Genomic DNA, 16,515 nt, shown 5'->3' on the forward strand with positions numbered 1-16,515 from the left:
AAAGTATTTAATATAGATATTATAGCTTAAAACAAAAACCGTTTTTAGTTAGAAGTACATTTACTAGGCTTATGGGTAACTAACCTTAATACAATATATCCGAATATTCCAGATAGTATAGAGCCTGTTAACACTCCCAGCTTGACAAGGTTTAGAGTTTGATTGCTGTCAAAAGCAAGTGTACCTATAAATAAACTCATTGTGAAACCTATACCACATACTAAACCTATTCCATATAGTTGAGCGTTTGATAAATTCTTAGACATAGGAAAAAACCTGGTTTTTTTAAAGATAAATAAAATTGTGAATATGCCTAATTGTTTACCAATAAATAAACCTAAAATAATACCCAAAGTTATAGGCTCAAAAAACATTGAAAAATTAAAACCAGAAAAATTAATACCCGCATTAGCAAAAGCAAATACTGGCAGTATAAAATACACAATCCAAGGTTGTAATGATTCTTCCATAAACCTAATAGGAGATTCTTTATCTCTTTTATTTTCAAAAGGAATACACATTGCAGTTGCAAAGCCTGCTAAAGTAGCATGCACACCTGACTTAATAGTACAAGCCCAAGCAAAAAATCCAAGTACAACGTATAAAGAAATTCTTTTAACCTTGAATATAAGATTACAAATAAACATTAACCCAATAAACACTGTCCCTAAAAGTAATGAAGGTACTGAAAGATCGGTTGTATAAAATATGGCGATAATAATAATTGCGGCGATATCATCAAAAATAGCAATAGTTACAACGAGTAATTTAAGGGTGGGAGATACCCTAGAGCCAAGCAAAGCCAAAATACCAAGCGTAAAGGCTATATCTGTCGCTGATGGAATAGCCCAACCAGCTATAAAATTAGGATAATTTATGTTTATAAGAAGATATATAAAAGATGGGATTAGTAAACCTAAAAAAGCTGCTATTGCTGGTACAATCACGTTTGTTGGTTTGGATAAAGCTCCAACCAAAGCTTCTCTTTTTATTTCTAGACCAACGTAAAGGAAGTAGATAGCCATTAGGCCATCATTTATCCAGTGTATTAAGTTTTTATCTATAATTAAATGACCTATGCCTATTTTAGCATTCACAGTTTCAAGCATACCGTAATACAAAGATAATGGTGTATTGTTTACTACAATAGCTGCTATAGCCGCAGTAAAAAGAATTAAGCCACTAATAACTTCCTGTTTGTTAGACGATACACTCATTCTTACTGTTTTGAGAAAATATTTTTCATAACGTTTATTATCTAATAGCTTAGAATATAATTCTACTACTAAAAGAGAAAACCTTTTATTGATATAATTGTTTAGTTTAACAAATAAAATGATTACCAGTTTTTTTAGTCATAGATAATCAGATAATATAACCTATTATATATAAAAAGATAAAACGTATTGTGAGTATACACTTCTTGGTGGATAAGTTTTTGATGGTAAAAGGTAAAAGTCTAGTCTTGATGTGACAGTTACCTGTTTTATAGAGAGTGTAATAAACTCTGTGTCAGCATAAATTATATCTAGTAATTATATGTAAAGTCATCGGAAATTTTGATGCAATTGCCCAGGGTATATAATGGGTTTTAAAGAGTTATATTTTAACTGAAAAATAGAAAAATTACTGGGACTTTCCAAATTATTGCATTTTTGCAATTACTTCTTTAGTCACATCTACGCTATCAACATTATACAAACTCATCTCTGCTGGTAAGATTGCGTCTAATTGTTTATCTTTAGCAACTTCTGCAGAAGCTTTAGTTAGAGCATCTTTGAAAGCATCAGCGTCATCAGAAGCCATTTTTTGGACCTGAGCCATAAGATTTTGGTATTCTTTCATTGCTTTTTGTAAATCAACTTGTGCTTGTTGCTTATCAGCATTTTCTTGCTGATCTGCACTTTCTGCATCTTTAGTGTCGCCTTTTGCTTCATCAAACTCTACTTGATCTTTCTCCTCTGTGTAAGAGTTTACTTTATCTTGTAAATCTGTGATATTTTGTTTAAGCTCATCCATTTGAGGTTTTAATTTTTTCTCGTCAGCGGTAACTTTTGCCTTGCCAAGTGGAGATGTTTCAAAAATGTCTTGCACATTAGCAAAACCAACCCCGCCAGCCATGGCTGTAGTAGCTGAGAACATTAAACTACCTGCAATTGCGGCACCAATAATTGTTTTTTTCATAACTATCTTTCCTTATTAGTTTTTTAGTTTGAAACTTAAATCATTATGTCTATCGATTATAATCCTGGTTAAACAATGTTTCAATATTTTAAATATTTTATTTCAAACTAAAACTATTCTCTAATAATGCTTTATAATAAACACCGTTAGTTAACTTGCTTGATACTTTCGTTAAGAAATCTAAAGGTTGAGTATAATCGATCATCTCCATGTCATGTAGTTTTTCCGACATTAATTGGTCTATAGATGCAAAACCATCTACTAGACCTATTTTTTCAGCTTCTATACCACTAAATGGTTGCCCAGAGAAAGTTGTTTCATTCGATTTGTCTTTTAACCTATCTCCTCTTGATTGTAAAACTGCATCTATAAATACTTGGTGGCTTTGATCTAAAAGTTTTTGATAATCTTCTACTTGATTTAGTTTTTGTGGAGAAAATGGATCTAAGAAATTTTTATTTTTTCCAGAAATATATATTCTTCGTTCTATACCTAGTTTATCTATTAAACCAGTAAAACCAAAGCTACTTCCTATTACTCCTATTGAACCTGTGATAGTCATTTTATTAACATAAATCTCTTTTGCTCCTACTGCTATATAATACCCTCCGCTAGCACATACATCTGTACACACCGCGTACATTGGGATTGAAGGATATTTTTTTTGAAGATATTTCATATGTGAGTATATTTCATCAGACTGTACTGGTGAGCCTCCGGGACTATTTATTTCTACAATTATGGCTTTTGTAAACTTATTTTTATAAGCATTATCCAAGCTTTTGTTTATTCTTTGAGCATTTGCTTGGGAGTCAGCTGCTATTATACCGTCAACTTTGACCAATGCCACATGAGGCCCTAGCTCCTTTGTTGAAAAAAACAAGTTAGGCACTATAATAATTATTCCTAACAAAACTATTACGCTTCGTACAAATAACCGCCATCTTCTCTTACTTTTAACATCTTTAATATACGTTTTTGCAAGTTCTTCTAACATCTCATTAGAAATATTCTTTTCCATTTTTACTCCAAGTGTTAATATTGGCATAAATATATTATCAGAAAAAACCTATTTTGGAGACACGGTTATGGGTTTATCTTTGGATGAAAAAGCAAAAAGTCTTGGACTTGAGAATATTCAAAAACATATATTCTTATGTTGTGACCAGGATAGACAAAAATGCTGTTCTGGGAAAACATCATTAGAATCTTGGGACTTTTTAAAAAAGAGACTTAAAGAGCTAAAGCTAACCCAAAATGGACATGTTTACAGATCTAAAACCTACTGTTTAAGGATTTGCCAAAATGGCCCTATAGTAGTAGTTCATCCTGATAACGTGTGGTATCATTCATGTACCCCAGAAGTGCTTGAAGAGATAATTCAAAAACATCTTATCGGTGGCGAAATTGTGAAAAAATATGCTTTTAGCAAGCCTTTACAACCAGCACATAAAGAATGAGCTAAATTCTTTAAACCACACTTATTTTATCACTTAGATATTTGATTCATTAATGCTATAATTATTAGCAAATCTTCAGGGCAGGGTGAAACTCCCTACCGGCGGTAACTTTACATAAGAAGCCCGCGAGCGCTCTTATACTCTTATAATAGAATAAGAGGTCTAGCAGATTTGGTGAGATTCCAAAGCCGACAGTTAAAGTCTGGATGAAAGAAGATAGTAACATTAGTATTTTTATAGCTAAATTTACTCCGACTAAGACATGTGCTATGTTTTAGACAGCGGATTGCTATATTCTTAGCTTATCTTTCTGCCCTTATTTGCTAATAAAAAAAACAAAGTGGCTAATGAAAAATATCGACCAGTATTATATGCAACAAGCTTTAGCTCTAGCTACTAGAGGTAGACTTACTGTATCTCCAAACCCTATGGTTGGTTGCATAATCGTTAAAAATGGCAAAATAATTGCCGAAGGCTGGCATATCAGGGCTGGGCAAGCTCATGCTGAATGTTTGGCCATTAAACAAGCTGGTGAACAAACTAAAGGCTCTATCGTTTATGTTACTCTAGAGCCATGTTGCCACACAGGTAAAACTGGACCCTGTACAGATGCTCTGATAAAAGCTCAAGTTAAAGAAGTTATAATAGCAACTCTTGATCCTAATCCCCAAGTTGCTGGTAAAGGTGTCCAGCAGTTAAAAAAAGCTGGTATCAAAGTCAAAGTAGGGGTCTTAGAAAAACAAGCTCAAGAATTGAATAAAATATTTTTCTATTACCAACAATATCAAAAACCTTATATATTTGCTAAGTGGGCAATGTCTTTAGATGGAAAAACTACCGTCAATGCTGATGACTCAAAAAAAATCAGCTCAGATAAGGCAGCTATCTACACACACCAACTACGAAACATTTGTGATGCTATAATTATTGGTAAAAATACTCTGGTCGAAGACAATCCTAAATTGAACGTCCGCTTAGATATTAAAAGTGCTATCCACCCTATCAAGATCGTTGTATTTACTAAAATACAAGAGGTAGACCTAAGCTGGCAAATCTTAGATCAAACTGATGCAAAAACAATTTTTGTATGCACTGATATAACAGACTCAGCAAAGCAAATATTACAAAGTCTAAATCTCGAATTTTGGATACTACCAGCTCAAAAAGACAAGGTATGTATAAATAGTTTATTAAAAAAAATGGCTAACACTGGCATAACAAGTGCGCTTTTGGAAGGTGGCATGAAGCTCATAGAAAATTTTGCTACTGTATATGCAATTAATGAGTTTATAACATACATATCACCTGTATTGGTGGCTAATAATAATCCTAAAAGACAACTAGTTATTAATAAAACTAGCTATCTTGGATGTGACTTACTTATAAATTCAAGAATTAAGGAAGATCAAAATGTTTAGTGGAATAGTTCAGCAATTAGGAACTGTAAAAAGAATAACTACTCGAGGTAATATAAAAACTTTTTATATTGCTTTTGAAAACTGTAGTAAATGTAGTGTAGGTGATAGTGTTGCTATAAACGGGACCTGTTTAACTGTCACAGACCTTAATTTAGAGCATACTATAGCAAGTTTTGATGCTGTCCCAGAAACTTTAAGCAAAACAAATCTAAATGAACTAAATATTGGAAATACTGTAAACATTGAACTTGCTATACGCTACGGAGACTTAGTCGGAGGCCATATAGTTCAGGGCCATGTTGATGAAAAAGGCTCTATTAAAGAGATTAAAGATGTCGGTGGAGCATGGATTGTTGAAATAACAGCTTCAAAGGAATTCTTAAATTATCTAATTCCTAAAGGGTTCGTGGCTATAGATGGTATGAGTATTACTGTTGTGGATGTTTTAGAGAAAAGTTTCACTATAACTCTTATACCACACACAATAGATACCACTATTGCAAAAAACTACGCTAAAAACTCTCTGGTAAACCTTGAAGCTGATGCTACAGGTAAATATATTTACAAATATATACAAGGATTCAAAAATGTTTGAACAAATAAAAAATAATGTAATAAAGGCTATACAAGCACTTAAGTCCGGTAAACCTGTGGTTGTCCTTGATGACTACGATCGTGAAAACGAGGGAGACCTAATCTTGCCAGGACAAATGGCAACTGAACAGAATATTGCTTTTATGTTAGAGCATACAAGTGGCATAATCTGTTTGGCTATGGACTCTAAGCAGGCTAAAAAATTAAATTTGACTCCAATGGTTGCTGCAGACCAAAACAACAGTACCTTTAGTACTCCTTTTACAGTGACTATAGAAGCAAAAGAAGGTGTAACTACTGGTGTTTCAGCAAAGGACAGAGCACACACAATTCAAATTGCCTCAGCATCTGATGCTAAAGCAGAAGACTTAGCTCGTCCCGGACATATATTCCCACTAATTGCTAATGATAAAGGTGTTTTAGGGCGCAATGGTCACACAGAAGCAACGGTCGATTTAATGAAACTAGGTGGTTTTAATAGCACTGGTGTTCTATGCGAGCTTATGAATAAAGATGGCTCAATGATGAAAGCTAAAGACATTGAAAATTTTACTCAAATGCATAGTTTACCTGTACTAACCATTGCTGAACTATATCAATACCGTTTAGCAACAGAAATTTTCATTGAGAAAACGGCTAGCTCTTCTATACCCTTTTTTGATGTGGGTGAGCTTGAAATATCTGTTTATAAGGATAAATTTAACAGTGATGAGGTAGTTGTATTATCCAAATCATATCAAGGAGATAAACCTTTAGTAAGAATGCACTCTTCTTGTATAACTGGAGATTTATTTGGTTCTTTGCGTTGTGATTGCCAAGCTCAACTTAAGAAAGCTATGCAAATGATTAATGAAGAAGGAGGATATCTTATTTACCTTAATCAAGAGGGTCGGGGTATTGGTTTAACTAATAAACTTAAAGCTTATAATTTACAAATTAATGATAATATGGATACGATTGAGGCAAATTTAGCACTAGGGTTGCCTGTGGACGCTAGAAAATATGATTTAGCTATTCAAGTATTAAAGTACAATAAAATTGATAAATGTAGATTAATCTCAAATAATCCAAAAAAAGTTAATGCTCTGAGAATGGTTGGTATAGAGACAGAGCCTGTTGCATGTGAAGCTTTTGTAAATTCACACAATAAAGACTATCTTATAACTAAAAAAAATAAAATGAAACACACAATTAGGGGTATATAGGTATCAATATGAATAAATTAGCTATAGTTGTAAGTGAGTTTAACGCATTAATAACAGATAAAATGCTTGAAGGTGCTTTAGAAGAGGCATACACTCAAGGTTTAAAAGATGATCAACTTGAAATACACAAAGTACCAGGAGCTATTGAGTTGCCATATGCTGCTAAACTACTTGCTGAAACAGGTAAATTTGATGTTATAATATTACTTGGTTGTGTCATCCGTGGTGAAACAGACCATTATGATTACGTATGTGAACAGGTAAGCTACGGTACACAAAAAGTTATGCATCAATACAATTTACCTGTAATCTTTGGTGTATTAACTACCCACAATAAAGACCAAGCTTTAGATAGAGTGGGCGGAAAAAAAGGTCATAAAGGAAAGTATTGCGTACAAGCAGCTATTACTATGGCAAAGATGAAAAAGGATATACAAACTCAAGGAGCTTAATAGTGTCTCTACAGATTTTAAAATACCCACATCCGGTATTAAAAGAGATTGCAAAAGAAGTCTCAAAAGATGAGATAAACGATGAGTTGCGAGCTACGTTTAGTGAAATGCGTCAACTTATGACACAAGCTGGCGGTGTTGGGCTTGCAGCAATTCAAGTAGGCATAAAAAAGAGATTTTTTATTATGGTTGATGACTTAGAAAGTCCTGAGCCTAATGTTATTGCTGTAATTAATCCTCAAATTATTGAAAAAGATGGCGAAATTATAGATGAAGAGGGATGTTTATCATTTCCAGGGGTTTCAGCAAAAGTCAAAAGGGCTAATACGATCAAGATTCAAGCTTTAAACGAGTTTGGTCAAGATATGGTGATTATAAAAGAAGGTTTTTTAGCTCGTTGTGTACAACATGAGATAGATCATCTTAATGGGATAACTTTTTTTGATCATTTAGGGCCACTTAAAAGGCAAATGATAGAAAAAAAATATAAGAAATTAATGCAAGAGAATGCTAGACTTTAGAATTTTATTAATTTTTTCATGGTCAAAGCTTTACTTTTCAGCGCTTCTAAGCAAAAATTGTGTTTAAAGATATATAAAATTGGGATTATAAATGTATATAAGTAACTTATTCAAAAAAATCGCTTTAGTATTACTAATCGTTTTGCTTAGCTCCTGTAATATGTTGACTAATGATCAGTTTGTTTATCTTGGTCATGGCGATGATACTCCTAGCTACCAATTATATTATGATAAAACTAAGAAGTTATTCATTCTAATAGATAAAAGAAATGGATGTTTCCAAAAAGATGATACAGGCACTTGTCTAGCTTTTAGTTTAAAGCAGACCAAATCTTTTAGAAATGATGTCTTAGCTAAGATGATCAAAATGAATATACTCCTAGAAAAAGATAGTTACGGTGGCAATTATGCTATTTCTGAGCTTGAGAAAGCTGGTATTACTACCATCAATAAGCCTATAAAAATAGGTGAGGTGTATGCAACTCCTGTTAGACAAATAATGATGGATAGACAACAACAGTATCATCTGGTTAGAGGAGACTTCAAAATAGCTGCAAACCTAGTTGCTATGGTAGTAACTAATTCTGAGGGTAAAAAACAAATTAAAGTCGCTTATACTGTTAATTTCCCTGACGTAGTGAAAAAATACAACGCAAACTTAAGGCCTTTTGTTATAGACCCTGCATACCTATACACTCATATGACTATGGATGCTGTACACGAAGCTCAATATGCACAAAAAAATGTTCATAAAAGTCAGAAAAAAGTAACTAAAGAGGTTGATAATTACCTAAAAAAGATTGTTGATGAAGAAACAAATAATAGCCAACAAAGTAGCTCTATAGATACAGAAATTACTCAAATGGTGGCTAGCTTAAATAATGACGATAGTTTAGTAACAAATATGGTTAGTAGTAGTAGCAACGTTGATAATTCCACTATCACTAAATCTGATAGCTCCAAACCTAATAAAGAGCCTTCAAGCGTAACTACTACATCTAACAATAGCTAAAATACCCTACTAATTTACAAAACTACTAGGTTCCATGAACAAAAAATTATCCATCATTAGTATCTATATTTATTTTTGTCTACAGAATCTAGTTAATTTACAAAGCCTAAATACTACTATAAAATCTAAACATTAAACTATAAATCAAGCAATACAATGAAAAAAGTCAAACTTTTAGCATATACATTAGCTACACTTACCCTAGTTAGCTGCTCAAATAATGCTAGTCTTTCTAATGATTTAAATTCCACTAGCGAGTCTATAGTTAGGTTTGTAAATGGTACTTTTTCTGCAGAAATAGATAACACAAGTATCCAAAGCGTCTACAATGCTACAGGGTTAGCTCTTAGCAATGATGGTAGTTATGATATTAAAAAGAGCTACATAAAAGACGATTATGCTGAAATATCTGGTATTGTTAAACCTGGCAAAGACCCTTTTGAAATAAAAATGATAAAGGACAACAGTGACATAGTAAATATATATCTCAAAATAGGTACTTTTGGTGATAAAAAAGCTTATGTAAATTTGTTAGCTGATATAAGAAATAACTTAGGTCGATAAAATAATAGTAATGGCTTTGATCAAAAAAACTCCGCGAATCCTTTCTATACAATCACATGTCGCTTATGGTTACGCAGGTAACAAAGCTGCTATATTCCCGATGCAAAAGCTTGGGATAGAAGTATCTCCTATTTATACAGTTCAATTATCTAACCATACTCAGTATCCACACTACAAGGGATCTTTTTTTAATGCAAAAGAGATCCAGAATGTTATTGATGGTATGGTTGCAAATAACTTTTTGACTAAACATGATGCGGTGCTTTCTGGCTACATTGGGGATACTGAAGTTGCTAAAGTTATTGCCAATACAGTCAAGGTCATTAAAAATGATAATCAAAATGCTCTATATTGCTGTGACCCAGTATTTGGAGACATCTACGACACTGGTAACCAGCAAGGACGTATTTTTGCAACAAAAGAACATCCTAATATTTTCTTAGAATATTTATTGCCTATAGCCGATATTATTACTCCTAACTTATTTGAGCTTTCTATACTAAGTGATACAAAAATTAAAAATTTCAATGATATTATCGAAGCTTGTAAAAATCTAATAATTAAAATTAAAAATCCAAATCAAATAATTATTATTACAAGCACATCTTTTGATAACTCTAAAACTGGTATTGCAATATACCATAAAAATAAGTTTAAATATTTAGAGTCTCGAAAATATAAAGTTCAACCCTACGTAAGTGGTTCTGGAGATATCACAGCTGCGATGTTCTTAAGCTATATTTTAAAAGGTAAAGACTTTTTTCAAGCTTTAAATAAAGTAATCAAATGTTTAGATGGTATATTTAAAACCACCTATGAGTTAAATACTAATGAATTAGCTCTAATACAAGCACAAAGGTATATTAAATAATTATGCAACGCTATAGTAAGATAACAAACGTTCATCGTTATAAACGAGAAATAGTACTTCTAAAAAGCCGTCCTTGTGCTTATGGAAAATGCTCATTTTGTGACTATATTCTAGATAACTCCAAAAATACCGATGAAATTAATTCGATAAATCTCAAAGTGCTAGAAAATGTAACTGGTGAATTTGGCATTTTAGAAATTATCAATTCTGGCAATATTTTTGAGCTACCTCTAAAGACAAAAGGCTATATAAAACAAATCGTTAAAGAAAAGAATATCAATCTTATTTTTGTCGAAGCACACTGGATGTACAAAGACCATCTACACAAAATAAAAGATATCTTTGAAACTAATATATTTATAAAAACAGGATTAGAAAGCTTCGATTATGATTTTAGAGAAAATATTCTGAAGAAAGGTTTTAACTATCAATCACTGACTGAACTTAGTAACCTATTTGATTCTGTCTGCTTACTAATAGGTGTAAAAGGACAAACTAAAGAAATTATACGAAAAGATATTGAGATAGCAAAAACATATTTTAACCATACAACTATAAATATCTATAAGAACAACACCACTCACATTAAAGCGGATGATGAGTTAAAAAAATGGTTTTTAGAAGAGTACATTTACTTATATAACGATCCGCAATTCGAAATATTAGTTGATAATACAGATTTTGGCGTAGGTTAAGTAAAAATTTTTTAATAACTTATTTTTTATGAAGCCAAATATCAAAAAACATGTTATAATATGGTTAAATAAATTAATGTATGAGGGGAAATTTACTTGAAATATACAATACAGCAAATTGCTGAGCAAATTGGTGGAGAAATAATTAACTTTACCTCTAATGATAACTTTCATATTTCTGGCTTAAATTACGCTAACCAAGCTAAAAATGGCGATTTAACCTTAATAGATAAAAATGAACATATTAAACTCTGGCAATATTCTAATGCTAGTGCCGCAATCATTAGTAAAGATTTACGCGATATAGGAAATATTAATAATAAACCATTAATTGTTGTACATAATGCTGATTTAGCTATGGCAAAAGCTTTAGAGTTATTTTCTAAACCCAACCCGGAACAAAATGGTATTCATAAAAAAGCTGTCATCGAACCTACAGCAACTATCGGGGCCAACGTTTCTATTGGTCCTGGAGCTTACATAGGCAAAAACGTAGTTATTGGTGATAATACTATCATATATGCAAATGTAAGCATCTATGATGAAGCTACTATCGGACAAAATTGTATTATATGGCCAAATGTTACTATTAGAGAAAGAACCCAAATAGGACACTTTTGCAGGCTTTATTCAAATTGCTCCATAGGTAGTGACGGTTTTGGATATAGACCATCAGAAGATGGTAGAAGCATAGTAAGAATCCCACATATCGGAAATGTAGTTATAGGTAACTATGTTGATATTGGCTCCTCAACATGTATAGACATTGCTAAGTTTGGTTCAACCATTATAGGTGACTTTACAAAGATCGATAACCTTGTACAGATAGGTCATAACGTAATTATTGGAAAAGGTTGTATGATTTGTGGTCAAGCTGGAATTAGCGGTTCTGTAACTATTGGTGATGGAGCTATAATTGCAGGCAATGCTGGTATTAAAGATCATACCAATATAGGAGCTGGTGCTAGAATTGGCGCTAAATCAGGTGTTATGAAAGATGTACCTGATGGCCAAAGCCAGATGGGTTACCCTGCTTGTGAAGGGCGTGAATTAATGCGTCAATGGGTAGCTATTAAGCAGCTTCCAGAGACTATGAAAAAATTAAAAGCTTTAGCAAAAAGCTTAAATATCGATTTATAAAATGGTTTAGCAAATAACTACAATATAAATAGTTAATTGGTTTCTCCATGTAATAGAGAAAAATCGAATAAATTTTATTATGTGTTTTTTAACTTAAAATTATTAGGAATAATATGGGTTTGTTAGGTCGAATAATTCATATGATTGGGTTTGAAGTAATTGGCATAATTATTTTTACTCCTATCACCATGTTTGTATTAAATAAGAATTTTTTGGATACAAGTGTATTAGTCGTTATTATATCTATAATGGCTATGATATGGAATTTCATCTACAACTACCTTTTTGATGTTATAGAAACTTTTTTGGGTGGACATAGGTCAAAAAGGTATTTTAATGTTAGAATACTACACACACTTTTATTTGAGGTTGTTCTATTAATTATAACCATTCCTTTCATAGCCTCCTGGCTAAGAATAAGCTTATTCGAAGCATTATTTGTAGATATTGGATTTGTCATATTTTATGTACTTTATGCTTTAGCATATAATTACACTTTTGATAAAATTTATTTTAGAATATTTAGGTATAATAACTACACCTATACAGCAACCCTTAACCTATAGATAAACAAATAACTGTAATTACAATAATCGACCACTTAAAAACTGTTTTTGCAAAATCACGATCACTATCTGTATAAAATGATTTCATAGTTTTATACAACCAAAATATAGCTATCAGTATGCAAAATATAAAAGAATAAATATCAGCCGTACCTAAAAGATAAGGTAAACTACAAGAAATTAAAAATAAGATCATATAACTTAGCATTATTTTTTTTGTATAGCTTAATCCCTTAACTATAGGCAATAGTGGGATTTGTACATTCTTATAATCTTTGATATATAGTATTGCTATAGCATAAGAGTGTGGAATTTGCCAAAAAAATAGTATTAAAAATAATGCAAAAGCATTTAGATCTAGATTATTTACTACAGCCGTATATCCAGCAACTGGAGGAACAGCTCCTGAAATGCCTCCTAACAAAGTAGCATGCACTGTAAAACGTTTAGATACAGTGTATATTCCTACATATACTATAAAGCCGATTATAATAATCCATAATGTCAAAGGGTTAACTAATACATACAAGACCACACTACTTAATAGGAATAATGCTATTCCAAAAATCATTGCAGATAAAAGACCTATATCATTCGTAACTAAAGGTCGATTTTGGGTCCTTTGCATCTTTGCATCAATATCACGGTCAAAGCAGTTATTAAAAACACACCCCGAACCTATCATTAAAGCTGTACCAATAGTGACATAAAGGTATAAATCTAAGTAGTTAAAACCTATCTGGCGATTTGTAGCTAATAAAAAACCACCCGTAAGTGTAATCAAATTACCGAAAATAATTCCCGGCTTAGTTAACTGAAGATATTTTTTGAAAGACATAAGTAAAAAATCAAAAGTTACATCATCATGTCATAAAGATCAAACATGATCCAAATAGTACCTGCGACAACGATAAAAACTACTATTAATGCAAATATAGCACTTATTAGGTTCCAACGTGCTTTTGAATCTGTGCTTAAATGTAAGAAAAATACCAACTGAACGAAAAGCTGTATTAATGCTAGTAAAGCAACAGATACACATAAAGCTACTGGTGATAGTAGCTTAAAGCCTACTAATACAAAAGCTATAGTAGTAATCACTACTGATAATATGAACCCTTGTATATAACTTTTATGAGTACCATATGCTGCACCTGTTTCATGATCATATAAGTGTTCTTTAGCCATATTATATTGCTCCTAACAAATAAACTACTGAGAATACAAATATCCATACGATATCTAAGAAATGCCAAAATAAACCTAAATAAGTAAGCTTTGTTTTTGCCATCGGCGTCATACCATACTTTTTAAGTTGCAAAATCATACTCACTATCCATATAAGACCCATAGATACATGTAATCCATGTGTACCTACCAGTACAAAGAAAGATGATAAAAACGCACTGCTTGACCAAGTATGTCCTTCTATAGCTAGCTCATAAAACTCATGGACTTCCATGAGTATAAAGCCTAAACCTAAAAAGAAAGTAACCCATAGCCATTTTGTAACATTTTTAATGTTATCAGAGTTGCGCGATAGCATAGCTAAACCAAAAGTAAAGCTACTAACTAATAAAAGCATAGTTTCTACGAAAACATATGGCAAACTAAATAATTCTTGAGCACCAGCTCCACCAAATGTATTTTTATGAAAAACTGCGTAAACAGCAAACAGTGTTGCAAAAAGAACACAGTCGCTCATAATGTAAATCCAAAACCCAAATACGTTTTTAGAACCATCAAAATGATGGTGGTGCTCGCCTTGGTGATGATGATTATCTACAGTTGCTGCACTCATTATACCACCCCTTGTGAATTTTTATATTCATTCTCTACTTTTTCAACCTCATCTGCTTTGACGTAATAATCAATATCATAATCAAAAGATCTATATAATACAGTACCTATAATACCTATTACACCAACTGCTGCAAGCCACCAAATGTGCCACACTGCAGCAAAGCCAAAGACAAAACTGAATACTCCTATAACAAAACCTACAGCTGTATTTCTTGGCATATGAATATCTTCATATGACTTAGTCCCATCTTTTGATTCATTTTGGATATCTAAGCTTTTTTGTTTTTGATCCCAAAATGCATCTCTTTCTGATACTACTGGATCATGCGCAAAATTGTAGAAAGGTACTGGAGATGGTATAGCCCACTCTAAAGTACGACCTGTACCCCAAGCATCACCAGTAACACGGTTTTCATTCCTATTACGTACACTTACTATAATCTGTAGAACTTGGAAGAACACACCTAAAGCAATAATCATTGCTCCAAACCAAGCTACTATCAATAGCGGCTGATATCCAGTTGCTGCATCATAGTGATAAAGTCTTCTAGTCATACCCATCATACCTAGTATATACAAAGGCATAAACGCTACGAAGAAACCAACTAACCAACACCAAAATGCATATTTACCTAAACGTTCATTTAGCTTAAAGCCAAATATTTTAGGAAACCAGTAAGTAAGCCCAGCAAAAGCACCAAATACTACACCTCCAATAATAACATTATGGAAATGTGCTATTAGAAATACACTATTATGCATTTGGAAATCAACACCTGGTACAGATAATAATACACCTGTCATCCCACCTATTGAGAAAGTCACTATAAAGCCAACTAACCATAACATCGGTGTAGTAAATGTTATACGTCCTTTGTACATTGTAAATAACCAGTTAAATATTTTAACCCCTGTTGGGATAGCAATAATCATGGTCATTATACCAAAGAAAGCATTAACATTAGCACTTGCTCCCATTGTAAAGAAGTGATGTAGCCATACGGTAAATGACAAGATAGTAATAACGATACTTGCCCATACCATGGTTACATACCCAAACAAAGGTTTCTTACAGAAAGTAGCAACAACCTCTGAATATACACCAAACATAGGAAGTACTAAAATGTAAACCTCTGGATGACCCCATATCCATATTAGGTTGACGTACATCATTTGATCTCCGCCACCAGAAACTGTAAAGAAATGCGTACCAAAATATCTATCTAAAGTTAATAAACCTAATGTTACTGTTAACACAGGGAAAGCTGCTATAACGAGTATAACTGAACATAATGAAGCCCATGTAAAAATAGGCATCTTCATCAAAGTCATACCTTTACAACGCATTTTAATAATTGTCACAAAGAAGTTAATACCGGTCATTAAAGATCCAATACCAGATATTTGTAGCCCCCAAATGTAGTAATCTGTACCCACAGTAGGGCTATAAGTTATATCTGAAAAAGGAGGATATGCAAGCCAACCAGCATGAGCAAAATCACCAACAAGTAGTGAAATATTAATAAGCATTGCTCCAACAACAAAAAGCCAGAAGCTTAAAGAATTCATGTAAGGAAAAGCAACGTCTCTAGCACCAATTTGCAGAGGTATAACCCAGTTCATTAATGCAAATATAAGCGGCATCGCCACAAAGAAAATCATGATGACACCATGAGCAGTAAAGATCTGATCAAAGTGTTCTGGTATCAAATAACCAGTACTATCACCTGCTGCTAAAGCTTGCTGCGTTCTCATCATAGCAGCATCAATAAAGCCTCTAAACAACATGACCAGAGCCACTATTGTATACATTGTTCCTATTTTCTTATGATCGATTGTAGTAAACCACTCTCTCCATAAGTAACCCCATTTCTTAAAATAAGTTACTCCACCTAAGACTGCCACACCTGTGATCACAATAAATATGAACATCCCCAGTATTATCATCTGCTGACTTACTGGCTCATACAGATATGGAAAAACTAAATGTGGATTACTCAGTTTCCCTATCAATGCTTCTAGCATACTTG

The 16,515-nt window shown here is 32.7% G+C and carries 19 protein-coding genes and 1 riboswitch; of the genes, 12 read left to right on the forward strand and 7 right to left on the reverse strand.

The features are described 5' to 3' along the window. Nucleotides 1-44: 44 nt before the first annotated feature. The 3 genes from nhaA to FRA_RS07660 all read right to left on the reverse strand — a co-directional run bounded on the left by nhaA (nucleotide 45) and on the right by FRA_RS07660 (nucleotide 3,205). Entirely contained in the window at nucleotides 45-1,217 is a 1,173-nt protein-coding gene (nhaA, locus tag FRA_RS07650) for a Na+/H+ antiporter NhaA (protein WP_035720447.1), read from the reverse strand. Nucleotides 1,218-1,644: 427 nt separating this feature from the next. Then, a complete protein-coding gene (locus tag FRA_RS07655) occupies nucleotides 1,645-2,184 on the reverse strand; it encodes an OmpH/Skp family outer membrane protein (protein WP_035720448.1) in 540 nt (179 codons plus the stop codon). A gap of 97 nt (nucleotides 2,185-2,281) precedes the next feature. Continuing rightward, nucleotides 2,282-3,205 (reverse strand): S49 family peptidase, encoded by a 924-nt coding sequence (locus tag FRA_RS07660; protein ID WP_035720573.1) that lies wholly within the window; start codon nucleotides 3,203-3,205, stop codon nucleotides 2,282-2,284. A gap of 67 nt (nucleotides 3,206-3,272) precedes the next feature. Between FRA_RS07660 and FRA_RS07665 the strand changes: the two genes are divergently transcribed. From FRA_RS07665 to FRA_RS07720, 12 genes are all read left to right on the forward strand, one after another. Then, on the forward strand, nucleotides 3,273-3,644 hold the full coding sequence (locus tag FRA_RS07665) for a (2Fe-2S) ferredoxin domain-containing protein (protein ID WP_035720450.1): 372 nt from the start codon (nucleotides 3,273-3,275) through the stop codon (nucleotides 3,642-3,644). Between the two features lie 67 nt (nucleotides 3,645-3,711). Next, nucleotides 3,712-3,866: riboswitch (FMN riboswitch) on the forward strand. A gap of 125 nt (nucleotides 3,867-3,991) precedes the next feature. Beyond that, nucleotides 3,992-5,062: a bifunctional diaminohydroxyphosphoribosylaminopyrimidine deaminase/5-amino-6-(5-phosphoribosylamino)uracil reductase RibD gene (gene ribD / locus FRA_RS07670; RefSeq protein WP_035720451.1), complete on the forward strand. Its 1,071-nt coding sequence runs from the start codon at nucleotides 3,992-3,994 to the stop codon at nucleotides 5,060-5,062. Beyond that, the gene (locus tag FRA_RS07675; protein WP_035720453.1) at nucleotides 5,055-5,657 is read left to right on the forward strand and encodes a riboflavin synthase; all 603 of its coding nucleotides are present in this window, start codon (nucleotides 5,055-5,057) and stop codon (nucleotides 5,655-5,657) included. Before ribD ends, FRA_RS07675 begins: the two co-directional genes overlap by 8 nt. Beyond that, nucleotides 5,650-6,861 (forward strand): 3,4-dihydroxy-2-butanone-4-phosphate synthase, encoded by a 1,212-nt coding sequence (gene ribB / locus FRA_RS07680; RefSeq protein WP_035720454.1) that lies wholly within the window; start codon nucleotides 5,650-5,652, stop codon nucleotides 6,859-6,861. The genes FRA_RS07675 and ribB overlap by 8 nt, the downstream gene beginning before the upstream one ends. Nucleotides 6,862-6,869: 8 nt before the next feature. Then, nucleotides 6,870-7,313, forward strand: coding sequence for a 6,7-dimethyl-8-ribityllumazine synthase (ribH, locus tag FRA_RS07685; RefSeq protein ID WP_035720456.1), 444 nt, complete (start codon nucleotides 6,870-6,872; stop codon nucleotides 7,311-7,313). 2 nt (nucleotides 7,314-7,315) lie between these two features. Beyond that, nucleotides 7,316-7,834: a peptide deformylase gene (gene def / locus FRA_RS07690; protein ID WP_035720458.1), complete on the forward strand. Its 519-nt coding sequence runs from the start codon at nucleotides 7,316-7,318 to the stop codon at nucleotides 7,832-7,834. Nucleotides 7,835-7,925: 91 nt separating this feature from the next. Continuing rightward, complete coding sequence (locus FRA_RS07695; protein WP_035720460.1) at nucleotides 7,926-8,846, forward strand: FTN_0109 family protein; 921 nt, start codon at nucleotides 7,926-7,928, stop codon at nucleotides 8,844-8,846. Between the two features lie 156 nt (nucleotides 8,847-9,002). Further along, nucleotides 9,003-9,410 carry a DUF3568 family protein gene (locus tag FRA_RS07700; RefSeq protein WP_035720462.1) on the forward strand — a complete coding sequence of 136 codons (408 nt, stop codon included), beginning with the start codon at nucleotides 9,003-9,005 and terminating at the stop codon, nucleotides 9,408-9,410. Nucleotides 9,411-9,420: 10 nt separating this feature from the next. Continuing rightward, nucleotides 9,421-10,281, forward strand: coding sequence for a pyridoxal kinase (gene pdxY, locus FRA_RS07705; RefSeq protein WP_035720464.1), 861 nt, complete (start codon nucleotides 9,421-9,423; stop codon nucleotides 10,279-10,281). Between the two features lie 2 nt (nucleotides 10,282-10,283). Further along, nucleotides 10,284-10,976: a radical SAM protein gene (locus FRA_RS07710; RefSeq protein WP_035720465.1), complete on the forward strand. Its 693-nt coding sequence runs from the start codon at nucleotides 10,284-10,286 to the stop codon at nucleotides 10,974-10,976. 96 nt (nucleotides 10,977-11,072) lie between these two features. After that, nucleotides 11,073-12,116 (forward strand): UDP-3-O-(3-hydroxymyristoyl)glucosamine N-acyltransferase, encoded by a 1,044-nt coding sequence (lpxD, locus tag FRA_RS07715; RefSeq protein WP_035720467.1) that lies wholly within the window; start codon nucleotides 11,073-11,075, stop codon nucleotides 12,114-12,116. 113 nt (nucleotides 12,117-12,229) lie between these two features. Further along, complete coding sequence (locus FRA_RS07720; RefSeq protein ID WP_035720469.1) at nucleotides 12,230-12,682, forward strand: PACE efflux transporter; 453 nt, start codon at nucleotides 12,230-12,232, stop codon at nucleotides 12,680-12,682. On the opposite strand, the gene cyoE is transcribed toward FRA_RS07720, so the two are convergent. The 4 genes from cyoE to cyoB are packed head-to-tail and all read right to left on the reverse strand — an operon-like array spanning nucleotide 12,672 to nucleotide 16,510. Then, on the reverse strand, nucleotides 12,672-13,520 hold the full coding sequence (gene cyoE, locus FRA_RS07725; RefSeq protein WP_035720470.1) for a heme o synthase: 849 nt from the start codon (nucleotides 13,518-13,520) through the stop codon (nucleotides 12,672-12,674). The genes FRA_RS07720 and cyoE overlap by 11 nt on opposite strands. A gap of 17 nt (nucleotides 13,521-13,537) precedes the next feature. After that, nucleotides 13,538-13,870, reverse strand: a complete 333-nt coding sequence (gene cyoD / locus FRA_RS07730) for a cytochrome o ubiquinol oxidase subunit IV (protein WP_035720472.1) — start codon at nucleotides 13,868-13,870, stop codon at nucleotides 13,538-13,540. Nucleotide 13,871: 1 nt separating this feature from the next. Further along, the gene (cyoC, locus tag FRA_RS07735; protein ID WP_035720474.1) at nucleotides 13,872-14,483 is read right to left on the reverse strand and encodes a cytochrome o ubiquinol oxidase subunit III; all 612 of its coding nucleotides are present in this window, start codon (nucleotides 14,481-14,483) and stop codon (nucleotides 13,872-13,874) included. Next, the gene (gene cyoB, locus FRA_RS07740) at nucleotides 14,483-16,510 is read right to left on the reverse strand and encodes a cytochrome o ubiquinol oxidase subunit I (RefSeq protein ID WP_035720476.1); all 2,028 of its coding nucleotides are present in this window, start codon (nucleotides 16,508-16,510) and stop codon (nucleotides 14,483-14,485) included. Before cyoB ends, cyoC begins: the two co-directional genes overlap by 1 nt. Nucleotides 16,511-16,515 lie beyond the last annotated feature (5 nt).

It is taken from the genome of Allofrancisella heilbronnii (assembly GCF_000710735.2).
GTDB lineage: Bacteria > Pseudomonadota > Gammaproteobacteria > Francisellales > Francisellaceae > Francisella > Francisella frigidaquae.

Bases quoted from the DNA above. Each gene is read 5' to 3' on its own strand.
- cyoB (WP_035720476.1), bottom strand. From the start codon at position 16,510: ATGCTAGAAGCATTGATAGGGAAACTGAGTAATCCACATTTAGTTTTT.
- nhaA (WP_035720447.1), bottom strand. From the start codon at position 1,217: ATGAGTGTATCGTCTAACAAACAGGAAGTTATTAGTGGCTTAATTCTT.
- cyoE (WP_035720470.1), bottom strand. From the start codon at position 13,520: ATGTCTTTCAAAAAATATCTTCAGTTAACTAAGCCGGGAATTATTTTC.
- pdxY (WP_035720464.1), top strand. From the start codon at position 9,421: ATGGCTTTGATCAAAAAAACTCCGCGAATCCTTTCTATACAATCACAT.
- cyoC (WP_035720474.1), bottom strand. From the start codon at position 14,483: ATGAGTGCAGCAACTGTAGATAATCATCATCACCAAGGCGAGCACCAC.
- ribB (WP_035720454.1), top strand. From the start codon at position 5,650: ATGTTTGAACAAATAAAAAATAATGTAATAAAGGCTATACAAGCACTT.
- FRA_RS07710 (WP_035720465.1), top strand. From the start codon at position 10,284: ATGCAACGCTATAGTAAGATAACAAACGTTCATCGTTATAAACGAGAA.
- FRA_RS07665 (WP_035720450.1), top strand. From the start codon at position 3,273: ATGGGTTTATCTTTGGATGAAAAAGCAAAAAGTCTTGGACTTGAGAAT.
- ribD (WP_035720451.1), top strand. From the start codon at position 3,992: ATGAAAAATATCGACCAGTATTATATGCAACAAGCTTTAGCTCTAGCT.
- cyoD (WP_035720472.1), bottom strand. From the start codon at position 13,870: ATGGCTAAAGAACACTTATATGATCATGAAACAGGTGCAGCATATGGT.
- FRA_RS07695 (WP_035720460.1), top strand. From the start codon at position 7,926: ATGTATATAAGTAACTTATTCAAAAAAATCGCTTTAGTATTACTAATC.
- FRA_RS07675 (WP_035720453.1), top strand. From the start codon at position 5,055: ATGTTTAGTGGAATAGTTCAGCAATTAGGAACTGTAAAAAGAATAACT.
- FRA_RS07700 (WP_035720462.1), top strand. From the start codon at position 9,003: ATGAAAAAAGTCAAACTTTTAGCATATACATTAGCTACACTTACCCTA.
- FRA_RS07720 (WP_035720469.1), top strand. From the start codon at position 12,230: ATGGGTTTGTTAGGTCGAATAATTCATATGATTGGGTTTGAAGTAATT.
- FRA_RS07655 (WP_035720448.1), bottom strand. From the start codon at position 2,184: ATGAAAAAAACAATTATTGGTGCCGCAATTGCAGGTAGTTTAATGTTC.
- FRA_RS07660 (WP_035720573.1), bottom strand. From the start codon at position 3,205: ATGGAAAAGAATATTTCTAATGAGATGTTAGAAGAACTTGCAAAAACG.
- ribH (WP_035720456.1), top strand. From the start codon at position 6,870: ATGAATAAATTAGCTATAGTTGTAAGTGAGTTTAACGCATTAATAACA.